Raw genomic sequence first — 25588 nt, 5'->3', positions numbered from 1 at the left:
CAAGGTTGAACCCGAAGTTTAGTGCGTGGTGCCAGATTTCTCTTTAGCGGTCACGTCGATCGTTTCACCGGTTGCAACACGCGGTGTTTCGGTGGGTTCAGTTTCTTTTGCGTTGGGATCTTTCATCCCTTCTTTAAATCCTTTGACCGCACTGCCAAGGTCTGATCCGATATTGCGAATTTTCTTTGTACCAAAAACCAGCGCAACAATTGCCAGCAAAACCAGCCAATGCCAAATACTAAAGCCGCCCATAGTGGATCTCCGTTTACCCGTTAGCTGTGGTGCGCCCCTGCCAGGGTCGCTTACCACCAAGAATATGAAAATGCAGGTGATTTACCTCTTGACCACCCTCAATACCTGAGTTGACCATAAGGCGAAAACCACCATCGTGGCCAGGATTGCAGCCGTTTTCTAGTGCAATCTTGGGAAGCAATGCCATTATTCTACCCAACCAACCCGCATCTGTGGGGTTTACCTCTTGCAAAGATATGATGTGGTGACGTGGTACGACCAATAAGTGGACTGGCGCAGCAGGCGCAATGTCGTGAAAAACAACGCAATCCTCATCCTCATGGACAATTTTGGCAGGAATAGCTCCTCCAACGATCTTGCAAAATAGGCAGTGATCACTCATGTTTGACGGCTCGCTTTTTCTATCAATCCCGATACGCCTTCGCGCCGGGCCAGTTCTGCTAAAACTTGCTCTGGTCGGATACCATGCTCAACGAGAGTGACCAGGCAGTGAAACCATAGATCGGCTGTTTCAGAAACCATTCTATCTTTTGCCCCATCTTTAACCGCCATCACGAGCTCAGTTGCCTCTTCGCCGATCTTCTTCAAAGCGGCATCTGGGCCTTTTGCAAACAGCTTGGCTACATAGGACGAGGATGAGTCGCCACCCCTGGCAGGCAAACGGGTCTCTAGCACGTCGGCGATGCGTGCCAGAACCAGATCATCGTGCAGGTGGTTTTCAGTGGTCATTTGTAGATTAACTCTGGATCTTTCAGCACAGGGTCGACTGAATCCCAGTTTGCCTCGATGGTACTTGTATTTAACCGACGATAAAAACAGCTGACCCGACCGGTGTGACACGCAATCCCGCCGTGCTGCTTAACTTTCAACAAAATGACGTCTGCGTCACAGTCAATACGCAGTTCAATGACGTCCTGTGTGTGCCCGGATTCTTCACCCTTGCGCCAAATCCGATCGCGGGAGCGTGACCAGTATACGGCGCGGCTTGTCTGGGCAGTCTCGAGCAGTGCTTCCGCATTCATCCAGGCCACCATTAATATCTCGCCGGATTCAGCGTCTTGCGCGATCGCAGGTATCAATCCCTTGTCGTCGAAGCTAACTTCGTTCAGCCAAGCCGGCCTTAGCGAATTTGTCATCACGAGCTCCTGACAGGGATGCCGCGTTCAGCCATGTAGGCTTTCGCCTGGCGAACTGTATATTCACCATAGTGAAAGATACTTGCCGCCAGCACTGCGCTAGCGCCACCTAACGTCACGCCATCCGCGAGATGCTGCAGGTTGCCGACGCCACCCGAGGCAATGACGGGGATTGAAACCGAGTCGCAAATCCGTCTAGTCAGATCAAGATCGAAACCTGCTTTGGTGCCATCCCGATCCATGCTCGTTAGCAGTAATTCGCCTGCACCGAACTCAGCCATTTTTTTGGCCCAGTCGATCGCATCGATACCTGTTGCCCGACGACCGCCGTGAGTGAAGATCTCCCAACGAGCAGGTTCTTCTGCTTTGCTGACCTTTCTTGCGTCGATTGCCACGACGATGCATTGGGACCCGTGGTAATTGGATGCGTCCCTAACCAGAGCAGGGTTGGCCACTGCAGCGCTATTGATAGAAACCTTATCAGCACCAGCGTTTAGCAAACGTTGGACGTCGCTTACTTGCCTGACACCACCGCCAACCGTCAACGGGATGAATATCTGCGACGCCACTTGTTCGATGATGGGTAAGATCAGGTCCCTCGCATCGCTGGTTGCAGTGATATCCAAAAATGTCAGTTCGTCGGCACCTTGATCGTTATAGCGGCTCGCAATTTCAACAGGATCGCCAGCGTCCACGAGTTCAACGAAATTCACCCCTTTAACGACCCGACCTGCCGTGACATCAAGACAGGGAATAATGCGGCGCGTGAGGCCGCTTTGTGCGCCAATAGGGGGGTTGCCAGTCATGGTGCAAGTTCATCAGCACGCAGTTGCGCCGCTTCAAAATCCAGTGTGCCTTCGTAAATGCTGCGACCGAGAATACAACCTTCTACGCCCTCTTCTTCAACCGCACAGAGAGCGTCGATGTCGGTCAGATCCGTGACACCCCCAGATGCAATGACTGGGATTCTGACGTGTTGAGCCAGCCGCACAGTTGCCTCGATATTGACACCCGAGAGCATCCCGTCCCGACCGATATCGGTATAAATAATCGATTCACAGCCGTAGTCTTCGAATTTTTTGGCCAGATCTGCTACGTCGTGCTTAGTGAGTTTGCTCCAGCCGTCGGTTGCGATTTTCCCGTCTTTAGCATCAAGCCCGACGATGATGCTACCTGGAAACGCACCGCAAGCATCGTGCAAAAACCCTGGATTTTTTACGGCAGCTGTCCCGATGATGACATACGAAATACCAAAATCCAGATATCTTTCGATTGTGTCCAGATCTCGAATGCCACCACCAATCTGCACCGGGATAGTTGCACTAACCGACTGAACAATGGCTTTGATCACGGACTCGTTTTTCGGTTTACCCGCAATCGCGCCGTTCAAGTCAACCAGATGCAAACGTCTTGCCCCTTTGTCCAGCCAATGTTTTGCCATGGCTACCGGGTCTTCGGAGAATATCGTGGCGTCGTCCAAGTCACCTTGGCGAAGACGGACACATTGCCCGTCCTTTAGGTCAATCGCGGGGATCAGCAGCATATCGTTTTTGATCGAGAAGTAAATGTCATTTCTGTTAGTTGTGGTCGAGAAGTGGACATTATTAGATTTAAGGGTTCCAGTCTACAAAATTACGGCACAGGCGCAAACCGGAATCTGCGCTTTTTTCAGGGTGAAACTGCACTGCAAAAATATTATCTCGCGCGATGGCACAGGCAAAGGGAGCGCCGTACAGGCTTGAACCAACGGTTAGCTGTGGATCTTCAGGCACAGCATAATAGCTATGAACAAAATAAAAAGGCGTCATGTCCGGGATGCCAGACCACAGTGGGTGAGTGCGCACTTGCCTCACGGGATTCCAGCCCATGTGTGGCACTTTTAGTCGGTCATCCGACTCTGCACTGTTTAGACCGAAGGCAGGACCACTAAATCTTCTCACAACGCCTTTGAAGAAACCAAGGCTCTCAGTGTTGCCTTCTTCGCTACGGTCGAAAAGCATTTGTTCGCCGACACAAATACCTAGCAAGGGCTTGTTATTGAGGGCCCGCAACACGCTGTCGCGAAGCCCGGCCTCATCAAGGGTGCGAACACAATCCGCCATCGCCCCCTGGCCTGGAAACACGACTCGGTCAGCCTCATCGATCTCAGTTGCTGACTGGCAGAGTTTGACCTCGGCCTCTGGTGCGGCATGTTGCAGAGCACGCGCGACCGAGTGATAGTTGCCCATCCCGTAGTCAACGATGGCGATCTTTAGCATGGGTCAGAGCACGCCTTTTGTTGAAGGGACAACCCCTTCACTGCGAGGGTCCCTCTCAAGTGCCATGCGTAAGGCTCTTCCGGTTGCCTTGAAAATAGTTTCGCATTGATGATGGGCGTTAACGCCGCGGATATTATCAATGTGCATGGTAAGTAACGCGTGGTTGACCAGGCCTTGAAAGAACTCGATTGTCAGGTCGACATCAAAGTCGCCCACCCGTGCTCTGGTGAAGGGCACATGAAATTGCAACCCTGGGCGACCAGAGAAATCAACGACTACCCGTGAGAGCGCCTCGTCGAGGGGCACATAGGCGTGACCATAGCGACGAATCCCGGACTTGTCGCCGACCGCTTTGGCAATTGCCTGGCCAATCGTGATCCCGACGTCTTCAACCGTGTGGTGCGCATCGATGTGAAGATCACCCTCAGCATGCACCTCGAGATCAATCAAACCATGTCTCGCGATTTGATCCAGCATGTGATCAAGAAACGGCACACCCGTATTCAAGTTTTGACGACCGGTGCCATCAAGGTTTAACGCTACCCGGATCCGGGTTTCGTTTGTATTGCGGGTAATCTCGGCGGTACGCATTTCATGCACTCGAAATATTGATCGGCCAATCGGATATCTAGGCTGTTATTGTAGGGCTTGTTGCAGCATTGTTTTATTCAAACACTTTTTTTAGTCTGAACCGAGCGCTCGCAGCATGGGCATGTAGCCCTTCACCGTCAGCGAGGGTGCCAGCAATTGCTCCCAGCGTTTTCGCCCCTTGGCTCGAAACTTGTATCAAGCTGGATCTTTTCTGAAAATCATAAACGCCGAGTGGCGATGAAAATCTGGCTGTGCGAGAGGTTGGTAAAACGTGATTGGGACCTGCACAATAGTCGCCCAGTGCTTCTGAGCTGTAAGAACCCATGAAGATGGCGCCAGCATGCCGGATTAAGGGTAACAACGCATCTGGATCGGCGACAGACACTTCCAGATGCTCTGGCGCAATCAGGTTGCTCAGATCGCATGCTTCTTGCAGATCCTTTACTAGCACCAAGGCGCCTCTGTTAGCTAAACTCGTGCGAATAATATCGGCCCGTGGCATCGTGGGCAATAGACGATCAATGGCAGCCTCGACCGCATCTAGGTAAGCCCTGTCATCACAAAGCAGAATCGCCTGAGCCAATTCATCATGTTCAGCTTGTGAGAACAGATCCATGGCGATCCAATCAGCGGGGGTTTTGCCATCACAGATAATCAGGATTTCACTAGGTCCTGCAATCATGTCGATGCCGACCGTACCAAAGACACGCCGTTTGGCGGCAGCTACATATGCGTTGCCTGGCCCGACAATTTTGTCAACTGCGGGGATGGTGTCAGTGCCGTAGGCCAGCGCACCGACGGCTTGGGCGCCACCTACAGCAAAGGCACGATCTACACCGGCGATCGCAGCAGCCGCGAGCACGATGGGGTTACGAATCCCGTCAGGCGTAGGGGTCACCATAATAATTTCATCAACACCTGCGACCTTGGCCGGAATAGCATTCATCAGCACTGATGAAGGGTATGCCGCTTTGCCACCCGGTACGTAAAGGCCAACACGATCTAGTGGAGTAATCTGTTGACCAAGCCGAGTGCCGTCTGCCTCCGTGTAAGACCAGCTATTTTGGCGTTGATGCTGGTGATAGGATCTGACGCGCTCTGCTGCTGCCTCCAGTGCGAGGCGCTGAAGGCGCGGCAAACTGTTCAGTGCGGCCAACCACTCGTGGCGATCTATTTCCAGTTCGGTGGCGCGACTGATATTCATCCGGTCAAATTGATTGGTCAGCCGCACTAAGGCTGTATCGCCTTCCGCTTTAATTTCTCGAAGAATGCGTGCGCAGGCGGCCTCAATGGCGTCATCTTGCTCAGCGTCGACTTTTAACAACTGACTGAGCGTCGCTTTAAAACCTGGGTCACGAGAGTCGAGGCGACATATATTTGCCATGGGTTACACCGTGCTTAACAAAACCAATATTTATGATGCCGCATGACTGCGGCTCGCTTGTTCAAAAGCATCTAGCAAGGGCTGAAGCTCAGCATGCCGTGTTTTCAATGAAGCTCGGTTGACGATCAGGCGAGACGAAATTTCGACAATGTCCTCGACGGCGACCAGATCATTGGCTTTTAGCGTGTTGCCTGTTGACACTAGGTCTACGATCGCATCGGCAAGGCCAACCAGCGGTGCGAGCTCCATGGAGCCATAGAGCTTGATCAAATCGACGTAAACCCCTTTCGCAGCAAAGTGCTCGCGAGCAGCATTCACGTATTTGGTTGCGACCCGAAGCCTCGCCCCTTGCTTGACTGCGGAGCTATAGTCGAAACCTTTGCGAACGGCGACGCAAAGCTTGCAACGGGCGATGTTAAGGTCAATCGGTTGATAGAGACCGCCCGGATGGTCGCTGGCATGCTCGATCAGCACATCCTTACCCGCAATGCCCAGATCTGCCGCGCCGTATTCGACATAAGTTGGTACATCAGACGCGCGCACGATGATCAGTCTGACCATGGGGTTGCTGGTACCGATGATTAGCTTGCGCGAGGTCTCTGGATTTTCGGATACTTCAATACCAGCGGCAGCTAACAGGGGTAGCGTCTCGTCAAAGATGCGTCCCTTTGAGAGTGCAAGGGTGATGGGGAGCGCTAGCGGGTTGGTATTCGTTTGACTACTCATTGGTTTGCCCTGCTCGAAATTCGCTCAATATTGGCACCCAGTGCGCGCAACTTTTCTTCCATCCGCTCGTAGCCGCGATCCAGATGATAAATCCGTTCAAGCGTTGTTTCGCCTTCAGCTGCCAAAGCGGCGATAACCAAACCTGCCGATGCTCTTAAATCGGTTGCCATCACGGTTGCACCCGAGAGTCTTTGAACACCGCGCACAACAGCTGTATGACCATCAATATCAATATTAGCGCCAAGACGGATCATCTCTTGAACATGCATGAAACGATTTTCAAAAATAGTTTCGTTGATAACAGACGTACCCTGAGCAATCGTATTTAAGGCCATCAACTGGGCTTGCATATCGGTGGCAAACCCCGGGTATTCATGCGTACGCACATCCACTGCGCGGGGTCGTTTGGACATGCTGGCCTTGATCCAGTCGTCACCCTGTGTAATGTCGAGCCCGGCCTCTTGTAACTTTGAAATAGTTGCGCCAAGTGTAGTGGGATCGACACTGCGCAAGACGATGCTGCCCCCCGCTGCACCAACCGCGCAAAGAAAACTTCCGGCTTCGATTCGGTCTGGCGTGACGCTGTGAGTAGCGCCAGAAAGGCTTTTAACGCCCTGAATCACGATTTTGTCAGTGCCATGACCTTTTATCTTCGCGCCCATTTTGATCAGCAGTTCCGCTAAGTCAACAACCTCTGGTTCGCGTGCAGCATTTTCAAGAATGGTTTCACCCTCTGCCAATACGGCTGCCATCATCAGGTTTTCGGTGCCAGTGACCGTCACCATATCCGTGCGGATAATGGCGCCTTTGAGCCGTTTCGCTTTGGCAATGATATAGCCATGCTCGACCACAATCTCGGCTCCTAAAGCGGTTAGGCCTTTGATGTGCTGATCGACAGGGCGCTGCCCGATTGCGCAGCCTCCTGGCAAACTAACCTTGGCTTCGCCAAACCTTGCAACCAGCGGGCCTAAAACGAGAATTGATGCCCGCATGGTTTTCACTAAATCGTAAGGCGCTTCAAAGCCAGTTACTTGATTTGCGCAGGCGGTTACCTTGTAATGACCTTGGCGCTCGCTTTTTACGCCAAGCTTATCTAGAAGTTTGAGGGCGGTGGCCGTGTCGTTGAGATGAGGGACATTCTGTAAATCGAGGGGTTCGCTAGTCAGCAAAGAGGCAAACAGAATTGGCAGTGCGGCGTTTTTTGCGCCTGACACATTGATTTCGCCTTTGAGCTGCGTACCGCCTCTGATTAAGAGCTTGTCCATTAACCCAGCGCCTTGTATTCATCAGGCGTGAGAGTCCGCATGGAGAGCGCATGAATTTCGTCTTTCATCCGTTCGCCCAGTGCTTGGTAGACGAGCTGATGACGGGCAATCAATCGCTTGCCGGCGAACTCAGGGCTCACAATAATCGCTTCAAAGTGAGCGCCGTCGCCGGTGACATCAAGGTGTTCGCAGGTCAGCCCGGCGGCAATGTAATCCCGAATATTTTCTGGGGTGGGTAGCATAAGTGAGTAATCAACCTTAAGTTCGTAGTTTGTAGCCAGTGGCGAGCAGACGCAGCGCAAAGGCCGCCAGTGCGATGAAGACGCAAACGATGACTGCCAGGCTATGCCAAGGTGAGACGTCTGAAACACCGAAAAAACCGTGTCTGAATCCATCAATAGTATAAAAAATCGGATTCCAGTGCGTCACGTATTGCCAGAACTTTGGCAAAGCGTGTACAGAATAGAACACGCCGGATAAAAACGTGGCTGGCATGATCAGGAAGTTTTGAAATGCAGACAGTTGATCGAATTTTTCGCAGGTCAGACCACCGATTAAACCGAGCATGGCCATGATTCCGCAAGAAAGCCCAGCGAAAACCAAGATCCAGAGCGGTTGCACACATTCAATCGTGACAAAGAAAAAAGACACGAGCCAGATACAGATGCCAACAGCAATCCCGCGGATCACACCAGCAAGCACGTAGGCGCTGAAGATCTCGTAATGAGACATTGGCGTCACCAGAACGAACACAAGATTACCCGTCATCCTACTTTGAATGAGTGACGATGACGGGTTAGAAAATGAGTTTTGTAGCATGCTCATCATCATCAAGCCGGGGATCAGAAATGCCGTGTACGGCACGTGACCATACATTTGAACTTTGTCCTGCAGCACTTGCGCGAAAACGACAAGATAAAGCAGGGCAGTGATCACAGGTGCCGCAACCGTTTGGAAACTGACCTTCCAAAAACGTAGTAGTTCTTTTTTGAAGAGTGTTGGAAAACCCAATCCCATCACTTGCGGCGAGGCCATTTTTGTAGTGCTCGTGCTCACGAAAGAGCCTCCTCATTTTGCGAGTCGTCTTTCATGATTTCAACAAAAGCCTCTTCCAGGCTACGTCCACCAAATTGCTCAAGTAGCGCTGCAGTGGTGGATAAGGAAACGATTCGCCCGCGTTTAAGCATGGCAATCCGGCCGCAGAGTGATTCAGCTTCTTCGAGGTAATGGGTGGTGAGCAGGATCGTGTGGCCTGCTTTGTTCAGCCGGGAGATGAACTCCCATAGACTGCGACGTAAATCGACGTCAACGCCAGCGGTCGGCTCGTCCAGCACGATGACAGGAGGCCGATGTACTAAAGCTTGTGCGACAAGCACGCGACGTTTCATGCCACCCGATAAGGTGCGCATGTTGCTGTCTGCTTTTTCGGTCAGACCAAGATTTGCCAGGATTTCATCAATCCAGTCATCATTTTTGGGTAAACCAAAGTAGCCTGACTGAATTCTTAGCGTTTCTCGTACAGTGAAAAACGGATCAAACACCAACTCTTGCGGCACCACACCAAGGGAACGCCTTGACTGTTTGTAATCGGTCACGACGTCATGCCCGCACACGCTAGCGCGCCCAGCGCTCGCCTTTGCCAGACCAGCAAGGACCGATATCAGTGTCGTTTTGCCCGCCCCATTTGGCCCAAGCAGGCCAAAAAACTCGCCCTGCTCAATTGTTAGCGTCACGTCATCCAAAGCTTGAAAGCCTGTGCCTTCAGGTTTTGAGAATAGTGATTTAAATCCACCACGACGCGGTGGGTAGATTTTAGAGACGTGCTCAAACGAAACTGCATGCATGACGGCGCTTTGCCTTATTGTTTTTGATTGTGTTGGTTCAACGCGTCAATCAGCCCGGCGATACCGTTCTGGGCAATTTGCTGTGAAAACTGGTTTCGATAGTTTTCAATCAGCCAGATGTTTTCTACGTTTACGTCGTATATCTTCCAGCCTGTTGGTGTTTTTTCGAGCCGGTAATCCAGAATAGTTGCGTCACTGGTCGGACGCCTGAATAGCTGTGTTCTGACGACGGTGTCGCTGGCAGTTAGGTCGCCTCTAAACGGCATGATCTTCATCGCGGTAGCAGGTTCGACGCGAGTAAACGCCCCAGCATACGTTCTCAATAATGTTGCTCTGAAAGCTAGCGCTAATGCCTCTTGTTGTTCAGGTGTGGCGTCCTTCCAGTAGCGCCCTGCGGCAAGCCGGGTTGTCTTTCTGAAATCAACGTAAGACGCGACAAACTGTTCGACTACCTGTGAAATACGCACCATATCGCCCATTTTTATGGACGGATCATTTTGAATGCTGTGCAAAGTCGAATTGACTGCCTGTTCGATGAACTCGACCGGTGTTTTGGCTGCACTAGCGTCCGCTGCCGCAGTTGTCCCGTTCGCTTGAGCGAAAGCGATTTGGACAAGGCCAAAAAGGGCAATAGCGGTGATGATTTTCTTTAATGTCATCGCTTTCTACTTCTTCGGGCTATCAGTAGCTGTTTGAGTGGCGGAGGCATCGTCGCTATCGTCATAGTTGGGGATGTGATCGGCCTCGGCCGCCGCACCACGAACCTGAGCCGCTCGGCTTTGCAGGTAAGCATCGCGGATGAAGCTATAGGAATCGAGCGCGGTTTTATCAATCGTGTCAGAAATTCCGAGCAAAGCCTCTCGTCGTGCAAGCAATTCGAGCCCATACAGACTGTTGCGAAGCCCGACGTTCTGAATGCTTGTGCCAACTTCAATTTGATTGACGTACAGGTCGGCTAGTTTACCCACGCCGTCACGCGCATTGCTTGGGCCTAAGATCGGTAAAACAACGTAAGGCCCAGTGCTCAGACCCCACACACCAAGTGTTACGCCAAAATCATTTGGAATACGCTTGGCGCCATTTGCACCCGCCCAGTCAAAACAACCAAGACCTAAGCTTGTGTTGAGCAAGAAGCGACCCAGCGTCGTTAAAGCATCTTCTTGTCGACCTTGCAGGGCACTGTTTGCACCCGCCCAGATTTCACCCACGTTCAGGAACATATTGTTGATGCAATTGCGAATATCTGGCGTGGTCACTGCCTGATAACCCTGAGCCAAGGGTTTTAGCACAGCACGATCCACGCCATCATTGAAGGCGAACATGCTGCGGTTTGCTGCCTCAAAGGGATCCCTCGGGTTAGGTGGCCCAGCGGGACCTGCGGCGCAACCGATCAGCGCGGTGCACAGAACAGCACAGGACAGTGCCTTAATAAATGGGACGACCATTTGAGAGCTTAGCCTTGGTGAAACAAGCGTGACCTTACATCAGGCCAATAACGACAATTTGTAACATTATCGCTCGGCTTTGGATCCCGTGCTTGAATCGGAGGGGGTAGTGCTAGAACCCTGTTTATCAGCAAAGCTGAATAGAAACTGGCTGATGAGATTTTCAAGCACGATAGCACTCTGTGTGTAATGAATCGTGTCACCTGTTTTCAGGGTTTTGTCATCCCCACCTGGTTCTAATCCAATATATTGCTCCCCTAGCAAGCCAGAGGTCAGAATTTTTGCTGAAGAATCTGCAGGAAAATCGACCCCCTCCTGAATATCCAGCGTGACAACAGCTTGAAAGCTCTTGTGATCCAAATCAATATTTGACACCCGACCCACTACAACACCTGCACTTTTAATGGGTGCGCGAGCTTTGAGCCCCCCGATATTGTCAAATTTTGCGTAAACGACGTAGGTTTTATTCAGAGAAAATGAGCTCAGATTGCCGGCTTTCAATGAGAGAAAAGTCAAGGAAATAAGCCCCAGTAAGACAAAAAGTCCTACCCACCAATCAGCTTTTTCGTTAGACATGTTGAGTGTTTCCTTTGTTAGTTGCCAAACATCAGGGCTGTCAGCAGAAAATCTAACCCCAACACGGTTAGCGATCCCACGACAACTGTTTGGGTGGTTGAGCGCGCCACACCCTCTGGGGTAGGTTTGGTACGCCAGCCCGAATACAACGCAATCGCAGTAACTGCGATACCAAAAACAAAACTTTTGATCAGGCCGTTCGTAATGTCTTTCCAGATATCCACGCCACTTTGCATCTGAGACCAAAAAATACCATTATCGATGCCAATCAAGGCAACCCCAACCAGCCAGCCGCCCAAAATCCCGACCGCGGAAAAAACTGAAGCCAGGATTGGCATGGCGATAACACCACCCCAAAACCTGGGGACTAGCACCCGTTTGACAGGATCGACTGCCATGACCTCCATGGCATCGAGTTGTTCGCCTGCCTTCATGAGACCGATTTCAGCCGTCAGGGACGTACCAGCGCGTCCAGCGAAGAGCAAGGCTGTGATCACAGGCCCCAGTTCGCGCGTGAGTGAAAGTGCTACCAGCAAGCCGAGCGCATCTTCCGAGCCATAGCGATTGAGCGTGTAGTAGCCTTGCAAGCCAAGAACAAACCCGACAAAAAGGCCTGATACGGCAATGATAATCAGAGAATAGTTACCGATAAAATGAATTTGGCTGATGATGAGGCGGGGGCGTTTAAAGGCCATGCCGCTATTTAGCAGCATGGCAGCAAGCAGCCTCGCGAAGGCACCCACTGCCATCAGATTTTGATTGACGAATCGGCCCGTTGCCGCAATCCAGGTGAATGCTTTCATGAACAGCCCGTGTGTTTGACCAGCCATGCTTCAAATTCAGCGCTCAGCGGATAGTCAAATTTGACTGGGCCATCGGGCAAACCGCGGAGAAATTGCTCAACATAAGGGTCAACCGCGTCGCGCAGTTCGGCTGGGGTCCCTTTGGCCTTGATGGCGCCTTGCCCGATTAAATAAACCTGATCGGCAATCTCAAAGGTTTCGGCCACGTCATGCGTAATAATGAGTGAGCCGCAATGCAAAGTCGTCGATAAATGTCGAATTAAACGCGCGGTAACACCCACAGCGATCGGATCAAGACCTGCGAAGGGCTCGTCATACAAAATCAGCTCGGGGTTCATCACAATCGCGCGGGCTAAGGCGACGCGCCTGGCCATACCCCCCGAAATCTCGGATACCTTGAGATGAGCGGCAGCACGTAATCCGACCGCCGCCAGCTTGTCGAGAACAGTTTGCTGAAGCTGCTCGTTAGGTAGCGACAGGTGCTCTCTGAGGGGGAACGCTACATTCTCGAAGACATTAAGATCGGTGAACAGCGCACCTTGCTGGAAAAGAACCCCCATGCGTTGCCTAGCTTCGCGCAGTGATTTGTTGTCGAAACTATTCACCTCTTGACCGAACAGTTTGATCGATCCCGAGCGTGCCTTTAACTGGCCGGTTGCAGCGCGAAGCAGGGTTGTCTTTCCCGACCCTGAACCGCCCATGAGCGCGACGACTTCACCTTGCGCAACAGTCAGAGAAATATCTTTAAGGATGGTCCTCTGACCGTAACCCAGCGAGACATTGTCTAGCGCAAGGATGGCTGACATCGTTTTAGCGAGGTAGCACAGTTGAACCCATCAAGAACTCATCGACCGATCTTGCGCACTGACGGCCTTCGCGAATCGCCCAGACAACCAGCGACTGACCGCGACGCATATCGCCCGCAGCAAATACCTTGTCGACGTTCGTACGATAGTCGTCGGTGTTCGCGCGAACATTACCGCGCCCGTCTTGATCAACTTCGAAGGCTTTTAGAATGTTGTTGATCGGTGCAACAAACCCCATTGCAAGAAGGACCAAGTCAGCTTTAATATCGAAATCTGAACCCTTGACTTCTTGCATTTTAAGTTGACCAGTTGCTTCGTCTTTGATCCATTCAACCCGACAGGCGACAAGCTTTTGTACCTTGCCGTCCTTGCCTTCGAGATGTTTTGTGGTGATAGCCCAGTCGCGTTCCGCACCCTCTTCATGAGAGGACGAGGTGCGCAGTTTGGCTGGCCAATATGGCCAAGTCATGGTTCTGTTCTCGGTTTCAGGCGGTTTAGGCATCAATTCAATTTGTGTCACCGATTTTGCACCGTGACGGTTGCTCGTGCCAACACAGTCTGAGCCCGTATCGCCACCACCGATCACGACGACGTGTTTTCCTTTGGCAAGCACTTGCCCTTCGACTTTGTCGCCTGCAACAACCTTGTTTTGTGGCCGTAAGAAGTCCATGGCGTACATGACCCCATCCAGTTCACGGCCCTGCACAGGCAAATCGCGAGGTGTCTCGGATCCACCTGATAAGACGATCGCATCGTACTCAGCCTTCAATGCTTCAGGCGTAATGACGGCCAGGCCTTTGGTTGCTGCTGGATCAGTGGCTTTACCAATGTAATGGGATGGCTTGAAGGTCACGCCCTCAGCTTCCATTTGTTTCATGCGTTGATCGATCAACTGCTTCTCGAGCTTGAAGTCGGGAATACCGTAACGAAGCAAGCCACCAACACGATCGTTTTTCTCGTAAACCGTGACGTCATGTCCAGCACGCGCAAGTTGCTGAGCACAGGCGAGACCGGCGGGACCCGATCCCACAACCGCTACACGTTTGCCTGTTCTGGACTCTGGCGGCTCGGGCGTTACCCACCCTTCGGCCCAGGCTTTGTCGATAATTGCGTGCTCAATGGATTTGATTCCAACAGCGTTATCGTTAATGTTCAGCGTACAAGCGGCTTCACACGGAGCAGGACAAATTCGCCCGGTGAACTCAGGAAAATTATTGGTCGAGTGCAATACATCAATCGCCCCACGCCAGTTCTGGTGATAAACCAAATCGTTCCAGTCGGGGATGATGTTGTTGACGGGGCACCCGTTGTTACAAAAGGGGATGCCACAGTCCATGCAACGAGCGGCTTGTTTGCCCGCTTGTTCATCTGACAGGTGCAGCACGAATTCTCGCCAGTGCTTTACACGACTCTGAGGAGCTTCCGATGCTTCCTGTAGACGTTCTACTTCAAGAAAACCAGTAATTTTGCCCATGATGATCTCTTATGCAGCAATAGATTTGGGGTTAGCGGCAGCCCACATTTCAGCAAGCGCGCGTTTGTACTCGATAGGCATGACTTTGATGAACTTGCCACGGGCGCTATCCCAGTCACTCACCATGTCACGGGCGCAAAAACTACCAGTGTGGCGGAAATGATTTTCAACTAATCTGCGCAAGATGGTTTCATCCGCTTCGCGTTCAGCGCCACGGGTCATATTGTGGAACAGAGCAATACCTTGATCTTTTTCTTGCTGTTTAGCAGAAAGAACGGGTTCAATTGCCACCATGCTCAGGTTGCAACGATCGATGAAGCTACCGTCCGGATCCCAAACATAAGCAACGCCACCTGACATACCGGCTGCGAAGTTTCTACCAGTCGCGCCGAGCACGACAACTGTGCCACCTGTCATGTATTCGCAACCGTGATCGCCTGTGCCTTCAACGACGGCTGCGGCGCCCGAGTTGCGCACGGCGAAGCGCTCGCCTGCGACGCCGTTGAAATAGGCCTCGCCAGAGGTCGCGCCATACAGCACCGTGTTGCCGATAATAATGTGCTCTGGGCCGAAACCTCTGAAATCGTTTGGTGAGCGCACGATAATTCGACCACCCGACAAGCCTTTGCCAACGTAGTCGTTACCTTCACCAACGAGGTCGAGTGTGATGCCACTGACCAAGAAGGCGCCGAAGCTCTGTCCAGCGGTACCGTTACATTGAATGTGGATGGTGTCATCGGGCAGGCCCTCGTCGCCATACTTGCTGGCGATACGACCAGATAGCATCGTCCCGATGGTGCGATTGCGGTTTCGTACCGGGACGATGAAGGATACTTTTTCACCGCGCTCGATGGCAGGTGTCGCGCGGTCGATTAGCTCGTGATCGAGTGCAACATCGAGACCGTGGTCTTGTTCTTCGATCTGGCGCCGTGAGCTGTCGGTTTGCGGCTGATAGAACACCCGACTGAAATCTAAACCGTTGGCCTTCCAGTGATCGATGCCAGCACGCGTATCAATCAAATCAACGCGCCCAACCAGATCGTCAAACCGCCGAATGCCAAGCTGAGCCATGATTTCGCGAACTTCTTCTGCGATAAAGAAAAAGAAGTTGACGACGTGCTCGGGCTTGCCTTGAAACTTTTTACGCAATACTGGATCTTGCGTTGCTACGCCAACAGGGCAGGTATTGAGATGGCATTTGCGCATCATGATGCAGCCTTCAACGACGAGCGGAGCGGTAGCAAAACCGAACTCATCCGCACCAAGCAGCGCACCAATCACAACGTCACGCCCCGTCTTCATCTGACCGTCAGCTTGCACGCGTATGCGACTGCGCAGGCGATTGAGCATTAAAGTTTGTTGGGTTTCAGCAAGACCGAGCTCCCAGGGCGTGCCAGCATGTTTAATTGACGAAACAGGTGAGGCACCCGTGCCGCCATCATGACCCGAGATGGTCACATGATCTGCTTTAGCTTTGGCAACACCAGCAGCGACCGTCCCTACACCGACTTCCGATACGAGCTTGACCGAGATCGATGCTTTGTCGTTGATATTTTTGAGGTCGTGAATGAGCTGGGCCAAATCCTCAATCGAGTAAATGTCGTGATGGGGTGGTGGTGAAATCAGACCAACACCAGGCACTGAGCAACGAAGCTTCGCAATGTATTCCGACACTTTGTGTCCGGGCAATTGACCGCCTTCGCCAGGCTTGGCACCTTGAGCCATCTTGATTTGAATCTGATCAGCACTTGCCAGATACTCGGCGCTCACGCCGAAGCGACCGGATGCGACCTGTTTGATTTTCGAGCGCATCGAGTCACCCGCTTGCAGCGGTACATCAGCCGCAATGCGATCTGCCCCCAACTCGGAGGCAAGGGTGGCACCGGCTTTGATGCCGCTGCTGCCTGTGCGCAATTCGTTGCGATAGCGCAGTTCGTCTTCGCCACCTTCACCAGTATTTGATTTACCACCAATACGGTTCATGGCAACCGCCAGCACTGAGTGAGCTTCGGTGGAGATCGACCCGAGCGACATCGCGCCCGTTGCAAAGCGTTTGACGATCTCTTTTGCAGATTCGACTTCGTCAAGCGGAATCGCGCGCGCGGGGTCGACTTTGAATTCGAACAAACCTCTGAGTGTCATCAGACGCTTGCTTTGATCATTGATCAGTTGTGCGTATTCTTTGTATGTGTTGTAACTGTTGGCGCGCGACGCGTGTTGTAGTTTTGCGATTGAGTCTGGCGTCCACATGTGCTCCTCACCACGAACGCGGAAGGCGTATTCGCCGCCTGCATCCAGTGCGTGGGCAAGGACAGGATCTTTGCCGAAGGCCGCGCGATGCGTGCGCAGCGCTTCTTCTGCGATTTCAAAAATACCGACACCTTCGATATTGCTTGGCGTGCCTGAGAAGTATTTGTTAATCAGGCCAGATTGCAAACCAACCGCTTCAAAAATTTGCGCGCCACAATATGACATGTAGGTCGAGATGCCCATTTTGGACATGACCTTGTTTAGTCCCTTACCGATCGCTTTGATGAAGTTCTTAACGGCCTTTTCAGCTTTTTCGGCGCTGGCGGCTTCTGCCTCTAGTGACTCGATTACCAGATAAGGATGAATCGCCTCGGCGCCGTAGCCACCGAGCAGCGCAAAGTGATGGACTTCACGAGCTGAACCGGTTTCTACAACCAAACCCGTGTTGGTGCGCAGCCCTTCATGGATCAGAGTTTGATGAATGGCTGAAGTGGCAAGTAATGCAGGGATGGCAACACGCTGATGATCAACGGCGCGATCGGTCAAAATGAGGATGTTGTAGCCGCTTCTCACAGCATCTAAAGCGCTGGCGCACAATGCCGCAACGCGGGCTTCAATCCCTTCTGCGCCCCAAGCAGCGGGATACGTGATGTCAATCTCATGGCTGCTGAACTTATCGCCCGTTATTGCTGCAATCGATCGGATCCGCGACATCTCTTTTGCATCAAGTATCGGCTGATTGACTTCGAGGCGTAGGGGCGGATTGACGTTATTGATATCAAGCAAGTTAGGCTTGGGACCAATAAAGGACACCAGAGACATCACCATTTGTTCACGAATCGGATCAATGGGTGGGTTGGTGACCTGCGCAAACAATTGACGGAAGTAGTTATAAAAAGGTTTGTCCCGATTGGACAAAACTGCCAGCGGCGCGTCATTGCCCATCGAGCCGGTCGCTTCTTCTCCCGAAGCAGCCATGGGCTCGAGAATATATTTGAAATCCTCTTGCGTCCAACCGAACGCTTGCTGGCGATCAAGCAAGGTTTCCCTGCTTGTCGCCGGCGTTTCGCCTTCAGGTGCGACGAGCGTTTCGATCTTGATGCGAAGCCCTTCAATCCACTGCCGGTAGGGACGCGAATTGGATAACTGGGCCTTGATTTCAGCGTCATCGATGATGCGACCTTGTTCAAGGTCGATCAAGAACATCTTGCCCGGCTGCAGACGCCATTTTTTAACGATGCGGCTTTCAGGGATTGGCAAAGTACCCGCTTCTGACGCCATCACGACCATATCATCATCGGTGACGAGATAGCGGGCTGGGCGCAAACCATTGCGATCCAGTGTTGCGCCGATTTGGCGACCATCTGTAAAGGCGACGGCTGCCGGACCATCCCAGGGCTCCATCATGGCTGCGTGATATTCGTAGAAGGCGCGGCGGCTGGCGTCCATTTGGGTATGTTGTTCCCAAGCCTCTGGGATCATCATCATCATGGCATGGGCAAGTGAATAACCTGACATCACAAGCAGCTCGAGACAGTTATCAAACGTGGCTGTGTCAGATTGCCCCTCGTAAACGATTGGATAGAGTTTGCTTAGATCTTCACCCAGCACAGCAGATTGCATTTTGCCTTCACGGGCCCGTAACCAGTTGAAGTTGCCTTTCACCGTATTGATTTCGCCGTTGTGGGCGATCATCCGGTAGGGGTGGGCCAGAGGCCACGCAGGGAAGGTGTTTGTCGAGAAACGCTGATGGACCAAAGCAACGGCCGATACGGTGCGTGGATCAGCGAGGTCACGGTAATAGCGCCCCACTTGGTCCGCTAACAACAGGCCTTTGTACACTACCGTACGGACAGAGGCTGAAGGGACGAAATATTCTTTGCCATGAGCGAGCCCCATTGACTGAATGGCATGGCTTGCCGTTTTGCGAATCACGTACAGCTTGCGCTCGAGCGCGTCGGGCACCATCACGTTTGCGCCGCGCCCAATGAATAGCTGCCGAATGAAGGGCTCACAGGCACGTACGGCTGGCGACATGGGCATGTCGGTGTCTACGGGTACGTCACGCCAGCCCAGTACTACTTGGCCCTCAGCTTTCACTGCGCGCTCGAGCTCTTGTTCACAGGCGAGCCTCGAGGCGATCTCTTTAGGCAGAAACACCATGGCAACGCCGTACTCGCCTGGTGCGGGGAGTTTTACGCCTTGTTTGGCGAGTTCTTCGCGGTAGAAAACATCAGGGATCTGGATCAGTATCCCAGCGCCATCTCCCATCAACTTGTCTGCGCCAACTGCGCCACGGTGATCGAGATTTTCGAGGATCTTCAAACCTTGTTTGACGATATCGTGGTTCTTATGCCCTTTTATATGAGCAACAAAACCAACCCCGCAAGCATCATGCTCATTCGCAGGTGAGTACAGCCCTTGCGACGGTGGCAAACCGACGGGGGCAGTTGCTGAGGTCCGTACCGAATTGGTCGGATGGAAGTGTAATGGGTGGGTGCTCATTGGGTGCTCCGGTGGCGCTGCGATCATGGTGCAGTGCGAAAAAAGACAATACCGTGGAAAACCCTAGCATGCAAGTAAAATCCGACGATCCGTCCCCTTTTAAAGTCTCAATAAGCAGGGATTCGATAATATTGGGGACGGACCGGTGTCGTGAGAAGTTCAATGTATAGACTGTGTGAATAACGTTTCACCGAGAGAGGTTTGGTGGGCCAGTTTTTTTTGGACGCCCTCGAGACAAGGCAGTCGGGCGGCGATTCGCTATCAGCGACAATGCGCTTAAAAATTGCTTGTCTCCCAAAGCCCACTGACCTCGGACAGCCGCCTCAATGGCTTCTGAGTCTTTTGGGGTATTGCCGAGAACCAATCTTTGCCTGTATTCGGCCTGTCTGTCGAAAGGGGTGTTGCCGCAAGCCCAGTAATCAGAGTGAGGGTTATGCCACGCTGGCGGTTGCAACCCAATATGGACAGCTGCCGATGACCAGGGCCAAGGATCTGCTGGAATGAACGCCCTACGACTAAAGGCGCGACTCTCCAGCCAAACGAGGGACGGTACAACCCACCGATCACTTTGAATCAGACAAGAATGGTACCGCCCAGCAAACACGGCACCTTGAACCAAGCGTGAAGCCAAATTACGGCCAACTGACTGCATCAGCCGCCCCAGGCCCCTGTCATCCTGAGGAGTTGCTAAAAGCCCGATTCCATCGTGATCGATACACCAACCGTGAACCGGCACATGAAAGCGTTGACTTGCCTCGGCGAGCCATCCCTGTATCTGAGTAAAAACTGTTGCCGTGAGCAACTTGCCGTGTAACAAATCGGCCGAGAACGAGGCAAAGGCAAGTTGAGCGATGCCGGGCGCATAAAGTCGAGCTAGTCGAGCCACTTTTGTCAGCCCAGTCGCTAGAGGGTTAATTAGGGCTTACGGAATCGGTAAAACAGGTTCGGCGCACTCACGATGTAGATGTTACCTCGATCGTCCATCGCCACCCCTTCAGGTTTCGGCATGGGACCACCCTTATTGGTGGATAGCTCAAGCATGCCCCGACCCGCTCCCGTATCCCCGTCAACCTGCACGAGAATCTGGGACTCTTCGCTTAACAGAAGGACTCTGCCGTTGCTCGGATCCACTTCGACAGAGGCGAGATCTGTGGCGAAGGGGATTTCATCGAGCCAAAAACTAAAGTTTTCAATCCGTAATCCCTTGGACTCGGAGGATTGCAGATTGCTCAAGCCACTAATACGATAGAGACCCTTGGGGCTGTGCTCTTTCGCAATATAAAGCCGATCGCGTTTTAGGTCGTACCCGAGGCCCTGAAAGCCGTGATTACTGTCCTCGTCTTCGCCAAACCTCAACACCAGAGAAAAAGCGCGTGTGACATCGATGGTTTGCGGGGTGTTTGGGATTTCAGCAATGACGACTCGATTGCGGCGGCCGTTAACTAATGCGATCCGGTTGGCGCCAAGCCAGGCCACCCCATTAGCCTCCGAAATTCCTTTAAGTGGATAGGTCGCAAGCACCAATCCGTCTAGTGATAAAGAAACCAATGCGGCTGGTTTATCTACAACGGCCCACAACTTGTCCTGTAATGAGTCATAGGCTAGACCAGACAAATTACCTTTCACTCCTTCGATCACTCTCGCCGAATCTGGCCCTGAGTAACCAATGAGCGTATTGCCACCAGCCGATGCAATCTTGTTCTCCCAGGCCGCCTGCTTGGCCTTTAGGCCAGAAACCCAGCGATATGCCACTTGCTCTGCGTGGTAATACCGGACGCCAATGTAGCTTGCCCATCCAACCAGGATGACAAGCACGCAAGCAAGCAGGATTTTAGATAAAAATTTGAATAAATCGGCCATGCTGAGTCCGGGGCATAAACAAGACAAGCGAGGGGTAGTGACGCCCGACGTCTGCAGCCCAAGATTAACACCCTCCTAAAAAATTCGGAACTTTCGCGAAAATAGCCAATCCTATTAGCACTCAGTTTAGGAGAGTGCTAAAATCGATACGAATGAAATAAAAGTCATCCCGAGTAAAAAAAGTCATTCTGTGTGGGGGCGGTAACGAAACATCATGACGACGACTGTGACTTTGGCCCAAAACAAATTGGCAATGGCCATTGCCAACCCAGGTGCTCTGGGTTCCATCGACGCCTACATTACGGCAGTTAATCACTTGCCCGTTTTGTCTGCCGAAAAAGAAGTGAGTCTTGCTCGCGCGCTGCGCGATCAGCAAGATCTTGATGCTGCCCGCGAGCTCGTGCTGTCACACTTGAGACTGGTTGTGTCAATTGCGAGGCAATATCTTGGCTACGGTCTCCCGCACGCGGATCTGATTCAAGAGGGCAACGTTGGTCTAATGAAAGCTGTTAAGCGTTATGACCCTGAGCGCGGCGTGCGTCTCGTGTCGTTCGCCGTTCACTGGATCAAAGCGGAAATTCACGAATACATCGTCAAAAACTGGCGTATGGTCAAGGTTGCTACCACCAAGGCTCAAAGAAAGCTCTTCTTTAATTTGCGCAGCATGCGCCCGGATGGTCACACACTTGATCCAGATCAGGTGGCGCATATTGCTAAAACGCTGAACGTCAAACCAGAAGAAGTTCGCGAAATGGAAGTCCGCATGTCGGGTCGCGAGATGGCTCTCGAGAACCCCGAGGATGACGACGACACCTTTGCGCCCATTGCGTTTCTGTCCGACGAAGGCCACGACGACCCGACCCAAGTCATAGAACGTCGGGCTATCGACCTGCAGCAGGGTGAGGGCCTGGACACGGCTCTGGCAAAGCTTGATGACCGCTCTCGGCGTATCGTTAAAGCAAGATGGTTACAGGATGATGGTGGTGCCACCTTGCATGAGCTAGCTGATGAGTTTGGTGTTTCTGCCGAGCGTATCCGTCAGATTGAGGTTGCTGCAATGAAAAAAATGAGATTGGCCCTGACTGCTTAAGATGGAAATCGGCTCGTTAGTGTTCGGCTTAGCGGGACTGCTTATGCTGGTCTGCTTTATGCCACCACTCGCGGTGAAATTAAGACTTCCCCATTCGCTGCTCTTGGCAATTTGTGGCTTTCTGCTCGCCTACGCGGCGCACCCAAACGCCTGGTTGCCACCAGTATTAGGCGATTTTTTGGGCATCATTAACACCTTCGATGTATCGCACCAGACCTTTCTGGTCGTATTTTTGCCTGTGCTCCTGTTCGAAACGGCCCTGGCAATGAACGTGCGCAGACTGATGGAAGACATTGGTCCAATATTAATGCTTGCCATTGTCGCTGTATTTGTGAGCACCCTGTCTGTGGGCTTTCTGGTGAGTCAGTTCACTCCTTACAGCTTAGCCGCGTGCCTATTGTTGGGCGCAATCGTCGCCACAACGGATCCCGCAGCAGTTGTAGGCATTTTTAAAGAAGTTGGCGCCCCCAATCGGTTAATGACCTTAGTGGAAGGCGAAAGCCTGCTGAACGATGCCGGCGCAATCGCGGTCTACACGGTGCTGCTTGGTGTGGTGAGTCACTCCGGCAGCTGGCAAGTCGGGCTCGTCTTGTCGGATACAGTGATCATGTTTTCAGGCGGAGCACTCACGGGTTTTGTGTTGGGACGAATTGCCTGCGAGCTCTTCTTCTGGCTTCGCGGTTGGCCCGCTGCAGAAATTTCGCTGACTCTGTCGCTAGCCTACCTTTCATATTTAGTTGCCGAGCACTATTTTGGCGTGTCGGGAGTCGTCGCCACGGTTGTCGCCGGACTCGTCGTCGGTTCAACTGGCCGAACCAAAATGGCACCCAACACCTTTGAAATGCTGACCCAAGCGTGGCATCAGTTTGGATTCTGGGCTAACTCTCTTATCTTTCTTTTAGCAGCCATGCTCATCCCCCGGCTAATGCCGGATTTGAATCTTGAGAATCTGTTCGAGATCAGTCTCGTGTTTGTTGCGACGTTATTTGCGAGAGCGTTGGTGGTTTTCGGCCTGCTGCCGCTGTTGAGTATGGCAAACCTGAGCGCGGGAGTCGGCACTCGGTACAAACTCGCACTGTGCTGGGGAGGGTTGCGTGGCGCTGTTTCATTAGCTTTGGCGCTTGCCGTTATCGAGCATCAGACTATTCCAGAGGACATTCGGCATTTTGTTGGCGTTTCTGCTACTGGCTTTGTGCTCGCCACGCTTGTTTTGAAGGGCCTCACTTTGCGACCGTTAATCGCCTTACTTGGGTTAAACCGACTGAGCCCGAAAGAAGAAGCGCTGCGCAACACTGCGCTGTTCGAAGCGACGAGCAGCGTCCAGTTGGCGACAGATGAGATCGCCGAAGCAGAGGGACTGTCAGGGCAAGCACGCGACAAGCTACGGGCTGTTTTGGCAGTCAATACGATTCAACTAACGGAAGGTCTGCTCAAAAATTTTTCGGTGACCGAGCGTGTTGAACTGGGCCTGGCGATCGTGGCTCGACATGAGCATGAAATGTTTTTCGAGATTCTTAAAGAGCAGCTTATTGATGAAAAGATAGCGGCACAGCTGCTCAGCAGAGCAGAACAAACGGAAGATGGAATTCGAACCCTTGGTGTGCAGGGGTTTCGTCTTGCGTCGGCAAAAGCAATGCGCTATCCGCGTCGATTCAGGCGAGCGCTGCAAGCGCATAAAGCAATTGGTTTGCAACGCTGGCTTGCTGCCGAGTTGGCGCAACGCTTCGGCTTGCTGCTGGTCATGCGATCAGCCGCGCAGTTGGTCATTAAGTTCGCTGAAAAGGAGGTGCGCCCGCTGCTCGGCGAAGAAATCAGTCTTGAGATCCTCTCGCTTCATCACGAGCGGCTTGCGTTAATCAACGAAGGGTTACAAGCACTGAACTTGCAGTACCCAATTTACGCAATGTGGTTGCAAGAACGATACTTAGGCCGCATTGCACGCAAACTAGAACGAGAGCGATATGAGCAGATGTTTCGTCACTCCCTACTCAGCGGCGCAGTCTATCAAGATTTGCTAAGCCAGCTGCGCAACCGCTGGGCTTTTCTGGAGCAAGATCCGCGGTTGGATATTGAAATGGGTGCGAAAGATTTGGTCGCCCGTGTGCCACTCTTGCAGGGGCTCTCTAACAGCAAGCAAATTGAAGTGACAAAACTGCTGCGTCCCAGGCTTTACTTGCCTGACCAGAGGGTCCTCGCAAAAGATAAGCCATCAATAGAGCTCTACTTCGTCGCTTCTGGCGCTGTGCGAATACTCTTGCCGGACAATACCCATGTCGAACTGGGTACTGGTGAATTTTTTGGTGAGCTACATCTGCTCGGTCAACAAACCGCCGGATTCGAGGTCAGGTCGTTGGGCTACAGCAAACTCTTGTGCTTACCTGCCAAGGCGTTTAACACGCTGCTCGAGCAAGATCCAGACTTGCGAGCGCACATCGAATCGGTTGCTAAACAACGGCTCAGAGCGATTGAGGTGTGGCAGGCTCAGCAGACAGCGTCCGGCACAGCCGCCCCAAAGGATCTTGTGAGCGCCTCACCCAACACTTCTGCGTAACAGATCTTCCGCAAGCACAATGGATGCTTCGATAGTGAAGGCATCTTCTCCCAGCATTCGCATGAGGGTGTCGGGCGCCAGACAGGCGATTTCCATGACTTCACCGTCCCGGTTTTGAGGGGTTACACCGGATTCGAGTACGCACTCGCTGGTGAGCACATCCTCAGCCTGAAAGCCTTCTTTAACTTGTCTGTGCATGCGCGTAATTTTTCTGAGTGAAGTTCTTTGCGAAATTTGAGGTGCATCTAAACCAGCCTCTTCATCGGACTCGCGGATTAAGGCGATTTCCGGGTCCTCCTGATAGCCAACGAGTCCGCCGACTAGCGTATCCCACACCCCCGGGTCTGTTGCTTTGGTTAGTGAACGGCGGGCAACCCAAATGCCACCGTCTGCCGAGAGGCCATTCAGATGCACAGCCTTGGTGACCAGTCCAAGCGGACGCACCACCCCGCGCTCAATGCCCGCGATTGATTGATTTTGCTCTGACCAGACGTCCAGCAGTTCATCACGCCAACCTGGCGCTTGGCCGGCTGCCTTTAACGCCAAGGCGATCTCGGCAAGAGTCTCATTGAGTGCTGGCAGTGAGGTCAGCTCGTCACCAATGTGAACGGTGTGTGTGTGTAAGCGAACTGAACGGCTCGCACGCAATGTCTCGACAGCGGCACGACGCAGCGAGCCACAAAGATGGCCGCCAATCCACAAGGGCAGTGCGTCAGACGGGGCAGACTGATTCGCTTGCCCTAAAAAGTATGACAATAAACCGCTCAGCTTA

Annotated in this window: 26 protein-coding genes; 2 read left to right on the top strand and 24 right to left on the bottom strand. The window is 52.5% G+C overall.

What is annotated here, in order from left to right:
* Positions 1-18: 18 nt before the first annotated feature.
* The 23 genes from tatA to BCM14_RS05900 form a co-directional block, all read right to left on the bottom strand.
* Positions 19-252, bottom strand: coding sequence for a Sec-independent protein translocase subunit TatA (gene tatA, locus BCM14_RS06010; protein ID WP_106227114.1), 234 nt, complete (start codon positions 250-252; stop codon positions 19-21).
* 13 nt (positions 253-265) lie between these two features.
* Complete coding sequence (locus tag BCM14_RS06005) at positions 266-634, bottom strand: histidine triad nucleotide-binding protein (protein WP_106227113.1); 369 nt, start codon at positions 632-634, stop codon at positions 266-268.
* A complete protein-coding gene (locus BCM14_RS06000; RefSeq protein WP_106227112.1) occupies positions 631-981 on the bottom strand; it encodes a phosphoribosyl-ATP diphosphatase in 351 nt (116 codons plus the stop codon). Before BCM14_RS06000 ends, BCM14_RS06005 begins: the two co-directional genes overlap by 4 nt.
* On the bottom strand, positions 978-1388 hold the full coding sequence (gene hisI, locus BCM14_RS05995) for a phosphoribosyl-AMP cyclohydrolase (RefSeq protein ID WP_106227111.1): 411 nt from the start codon (positions 1386-1388) through the stop codon (positions 978-980). Before hisI ends, BCM14_RS06000 begins: the two co-directional genes overlap by 4 nt.
* Entirely contained in the window at positions 1388-2194 is an 807-nt protein-coding gene (hisF, locus tag BCM14_RS05990; protein ID WP_106227110.1) for an imidazole glycerol phosphate synthase subunit HisF, read from the bottom strand. Before hisF ends, hisI begins: the two co-directional genes overlap by 1 nt.
* Entirely contained in the window at positions 2191-2931 is a 741-nt protein-coding gene (gene hisA, locus BCM14_RS05985; RefSeq protein WP_106227109.1) for a 1-(5-phosphoribosyl)-5-[(5-phosphoribosylamino)methylideneamino]imidazole-4-carboxamide isomerase, read from the bottom strand. Before hisA ends, hisF begins: the two co-directional genes overlap by 4 nt.
* A 67-nt stretch (positions 2932-2998) precedes the next feature.
* Positions 2999-3646, bottom strand: a complete 648-nt coding sequence (hisH, locus tag BCM14_RS05980; protein WP_106227108.1) for an imidazole glycerol phosphate synthase subunit HisH — start codon at positions 3644-3646, stop codon at positions 2999-3001.
* Between the two features lie 3 nt (positions 3647-3649).
* Positions 3650-4237: an imidazoleglycerol-phosphate dehydratase HisB gene (hisB, locus tag BCM14_RS05975; protein ID WP_106227107.1), complete on the bottom strand. Its 588-nt coding sequence runs from the start codon at positions 4235-4237 to the stop codon at positions 3650-3652.
* 73 nt (positions 4238-4310) lie between these two features.
* A complete protein-coding gene (gene hisD / locus BCM14_RS05970; protein WP_106227106.1) occupies positions 4311-5621 on the bottom strand; it encodes a histidinol dehydrogenase in 1311 nt (436 codons plus the stop codon).
* 30 nt (positions 5622-5651) lie between these two features.
* Positions 5652-6347: an ATP phosphoribosyltransferase gene (hisG, locus tag BCM14_RS05965; RefSeq protein WP_106227105.1), complete on the bottom strand. Its 696-nt coding sequence runs from the start codon at positions 6345-6347 to the stop codon at positions 5652-5654.
* Complete coding sequence (gene murA / locus BCM14_RS05960) at positions 6344-7612, bottom strand: UDP-N-acetylglucosamine 1-carboxyvinyltransferase (protein WP_106227104.1); 1269 nt, start codon at positions 7610-7612, stop codon at positions 6344-6346. The genes hisG and murA overlap by 4 nt, the downstream gene beginning before the upstream one ends.
* Positions 7612-7854, bottom strand: a complete 243-nt coding sequence (locus BCM14_RS05955) for a BolA family protein (protein ID WP_106227103.1) — start codon at positions 7852-7854, stop codon at positions 7612-7614. Before BCM14_RS05955 ends, murA begins: the two co-directional genes overlap by 1 nt.
* A gap of 16 nt (positions 7855-7870) precedes the next feature.
* Positions 7871-8668 (bottom strand): ABC transporter permease, encoded by a 798-nt coding sequence (locus BCM14_RS05950; RefSeq protein ID WP_259673455.1) that lies wholly within the window; start codon positions 8666-8668, stop codon positions 7871-7873.
* Positions 8665-9456, bottom strand: coding sequence for an ABC transporter ATP-binding protein (locus BCM14_RS05945; RefSeq protein ID WP_106227101.1), 792 nt, complete (start codon positions 9454-9456; stop codon positions 8665-8667). The genes BCM14_RS05950 and BCM14_RS05945 overlap by 4 nt, the downstream gene beginning before the upstream one ends.
* Positions 9457-9470: 14 nt before the next feature.
* The gene (locus tag BCM14_RS05940) at positions 9471-10115 is read right to left on the bottom strand and encodes an MlaC/ttg2D family ABC transporter substrate-binding protein (protein WP_106227100.1); all 645 of its coding nucleotides are present in this window, start codon (positions 10113-10115) and stop codon (positions 9471-9473) included.
* A 6-nt stretch (positions 10116-10121) separates the two neighbouring features.
* The gene (locus tag BCM14_RS05935) at positions 10122-10901 is read right to left on the bottom strand and encodes an MlaA family lipoprotein (protein ID WP_106227099.1); all 780 of its coding nucleotides are present in this window, start codon (positions 10899-10901) and stop codon (positions 10122-10124) included.
* Positions 10902-10967: 66 nt separating this feature from the next.
* The gene (gene mlaD, locus BCM14_RS05930) at positions 10968-11477 is read right to left on the bottom strand and encodes an outer membrane lipid asymmetry maintenance protein MlaD (RefSeq protein WP_106227098.1); all 510 of its coding nucleotides are present in this window, start codon (positions 11475-11477) and stop codon (positions 10968-10970) included.
* Positions 11478-11494: 17 nt separating this feature from the next.
* Positions 11495-12280 (bottom strand): lipid asymmetry maintenance ABC transporter permease subunit MlaE, encoded by a 786-nt coding sequence (gene mlaE, locus BCM14_RS05925; RefSeq protein ID WP_106227097.1) that lies wholly within the window; start codon positions 12278-12280, stop codon positions 11495-11497.
* The gene (locus tag BCM14_RS05920) at positions 12277-13086 is read right to left on the bottom strand and encodes an ABC transporter ATP-binding protein (protein ID WP_106227096.1); all 810 of its coding nucleotides are present in this window, start codon (positions 13084-13086) and stop codon (positions 12277-12279) included. Before BCM14_RS05920 ends, mlaE begins: the two co-directional genes overlap by 4 nt.
* 4 nt (positions 13087-13090) lie before the next feature.
* Complete coding sequence (locus tag BCM14_RS05915; protein ID WP_106227095.1) at positions 13091-14560, bottom strand: glutamate synthase subunit beta; 1470 nt, start codon at positions 14558-14560, stop codon at positions 13091-13093.
* 9 nt (positions 14561-14569) lie between these two features.
* Entirely contained in the window at positions 14570-19315 is a 4746-nt protein-coding gene (locus BCM14_RS05910; protein ID WP_106227397.1) for a glutamate synthase-related protein, read from the bottom strand.
* Between the two features lie 187 nt (positions 19316-19502).
* Positions 19503-20201, bottom strand: coding sequence for a hypothetical protein (locus BCM14_RS05905; RefSeq protein WP_106227094.1), 699 nt, complete (start codon positions 20199-20201; stop codon positions 19503-19505).
* A gap of 29 nt (positions 20202-20230) precedes the next feature.
* The gene (locus BCM14_RS05900; protein WP_106227093.1) at positions 20231-21175 is read right to left on the bottom strand and encodes an SdiA-regulated domain-containing protein; all 945 of its coding nucleotides are present in this window, start codon (positions 21173-21175) and stop codon (positions 20231-20233) included.
* 214 nt (positions 21176-21389) lie between these two features.
* Here BCM14_RS05900 and rpoH point away from each other — a divergent pair, with 214 nt between their 5' ends.
* Positions 21390-22265 carry an RNA polymerase sigma factor RpoH gene (gene rpoH / locus BCM14_RS05895; protein WP_106227092.1) on the top strand — a complete coding sequence of 292 codons (876 nt, stop codon included), beginning with the start codon at positions 21390-21392 and terminating at the stop codon, positions 22263-22265.
* Position 22266: 1 nt separating this feature from the next.
* Entirely contained in the window at positions 22267-24816 is a 2550-nt protein-coding gene (locus BCM14_RS05890) for a cation:proton antiporter (RefSeq protein WP_106227091.1), read from the top strand.
* On the opposite strand, the gene BCM14_RS05885 is transcribed toward BCM14_RS05890, so the two are convergent.
* Positions 24796-25572, bottom strand: a complete 777-nt coding sequence (locus BCM14_RS05885; RefSeq protein ID WP_311042723.1) for an NUDIX hydrolase — start codon at positions 25570-25572, stop codon at positions 24796-24798. The genes BCM14_RS05890 and BCM14_RS05885 overlap by 21 nt on opposite strands.
* Positions 25573-25588: the final 16 nt, after the last annotated feature.

The sequence above is a fragment of the Jezberella montanilacus genome (genome assembly GCF_003003055.1).
GTDB lineage: Bacteria > Pseudomonadota > Gammaproteobacteria > Burkholderiales > Burkholderiaceae_B > Zwartia > Zwartia montanilacus.
Note: the sequence above shows the minus strand (reverse complement) of the source record. Positions and strands in the feature narration are given on the sequence as shown.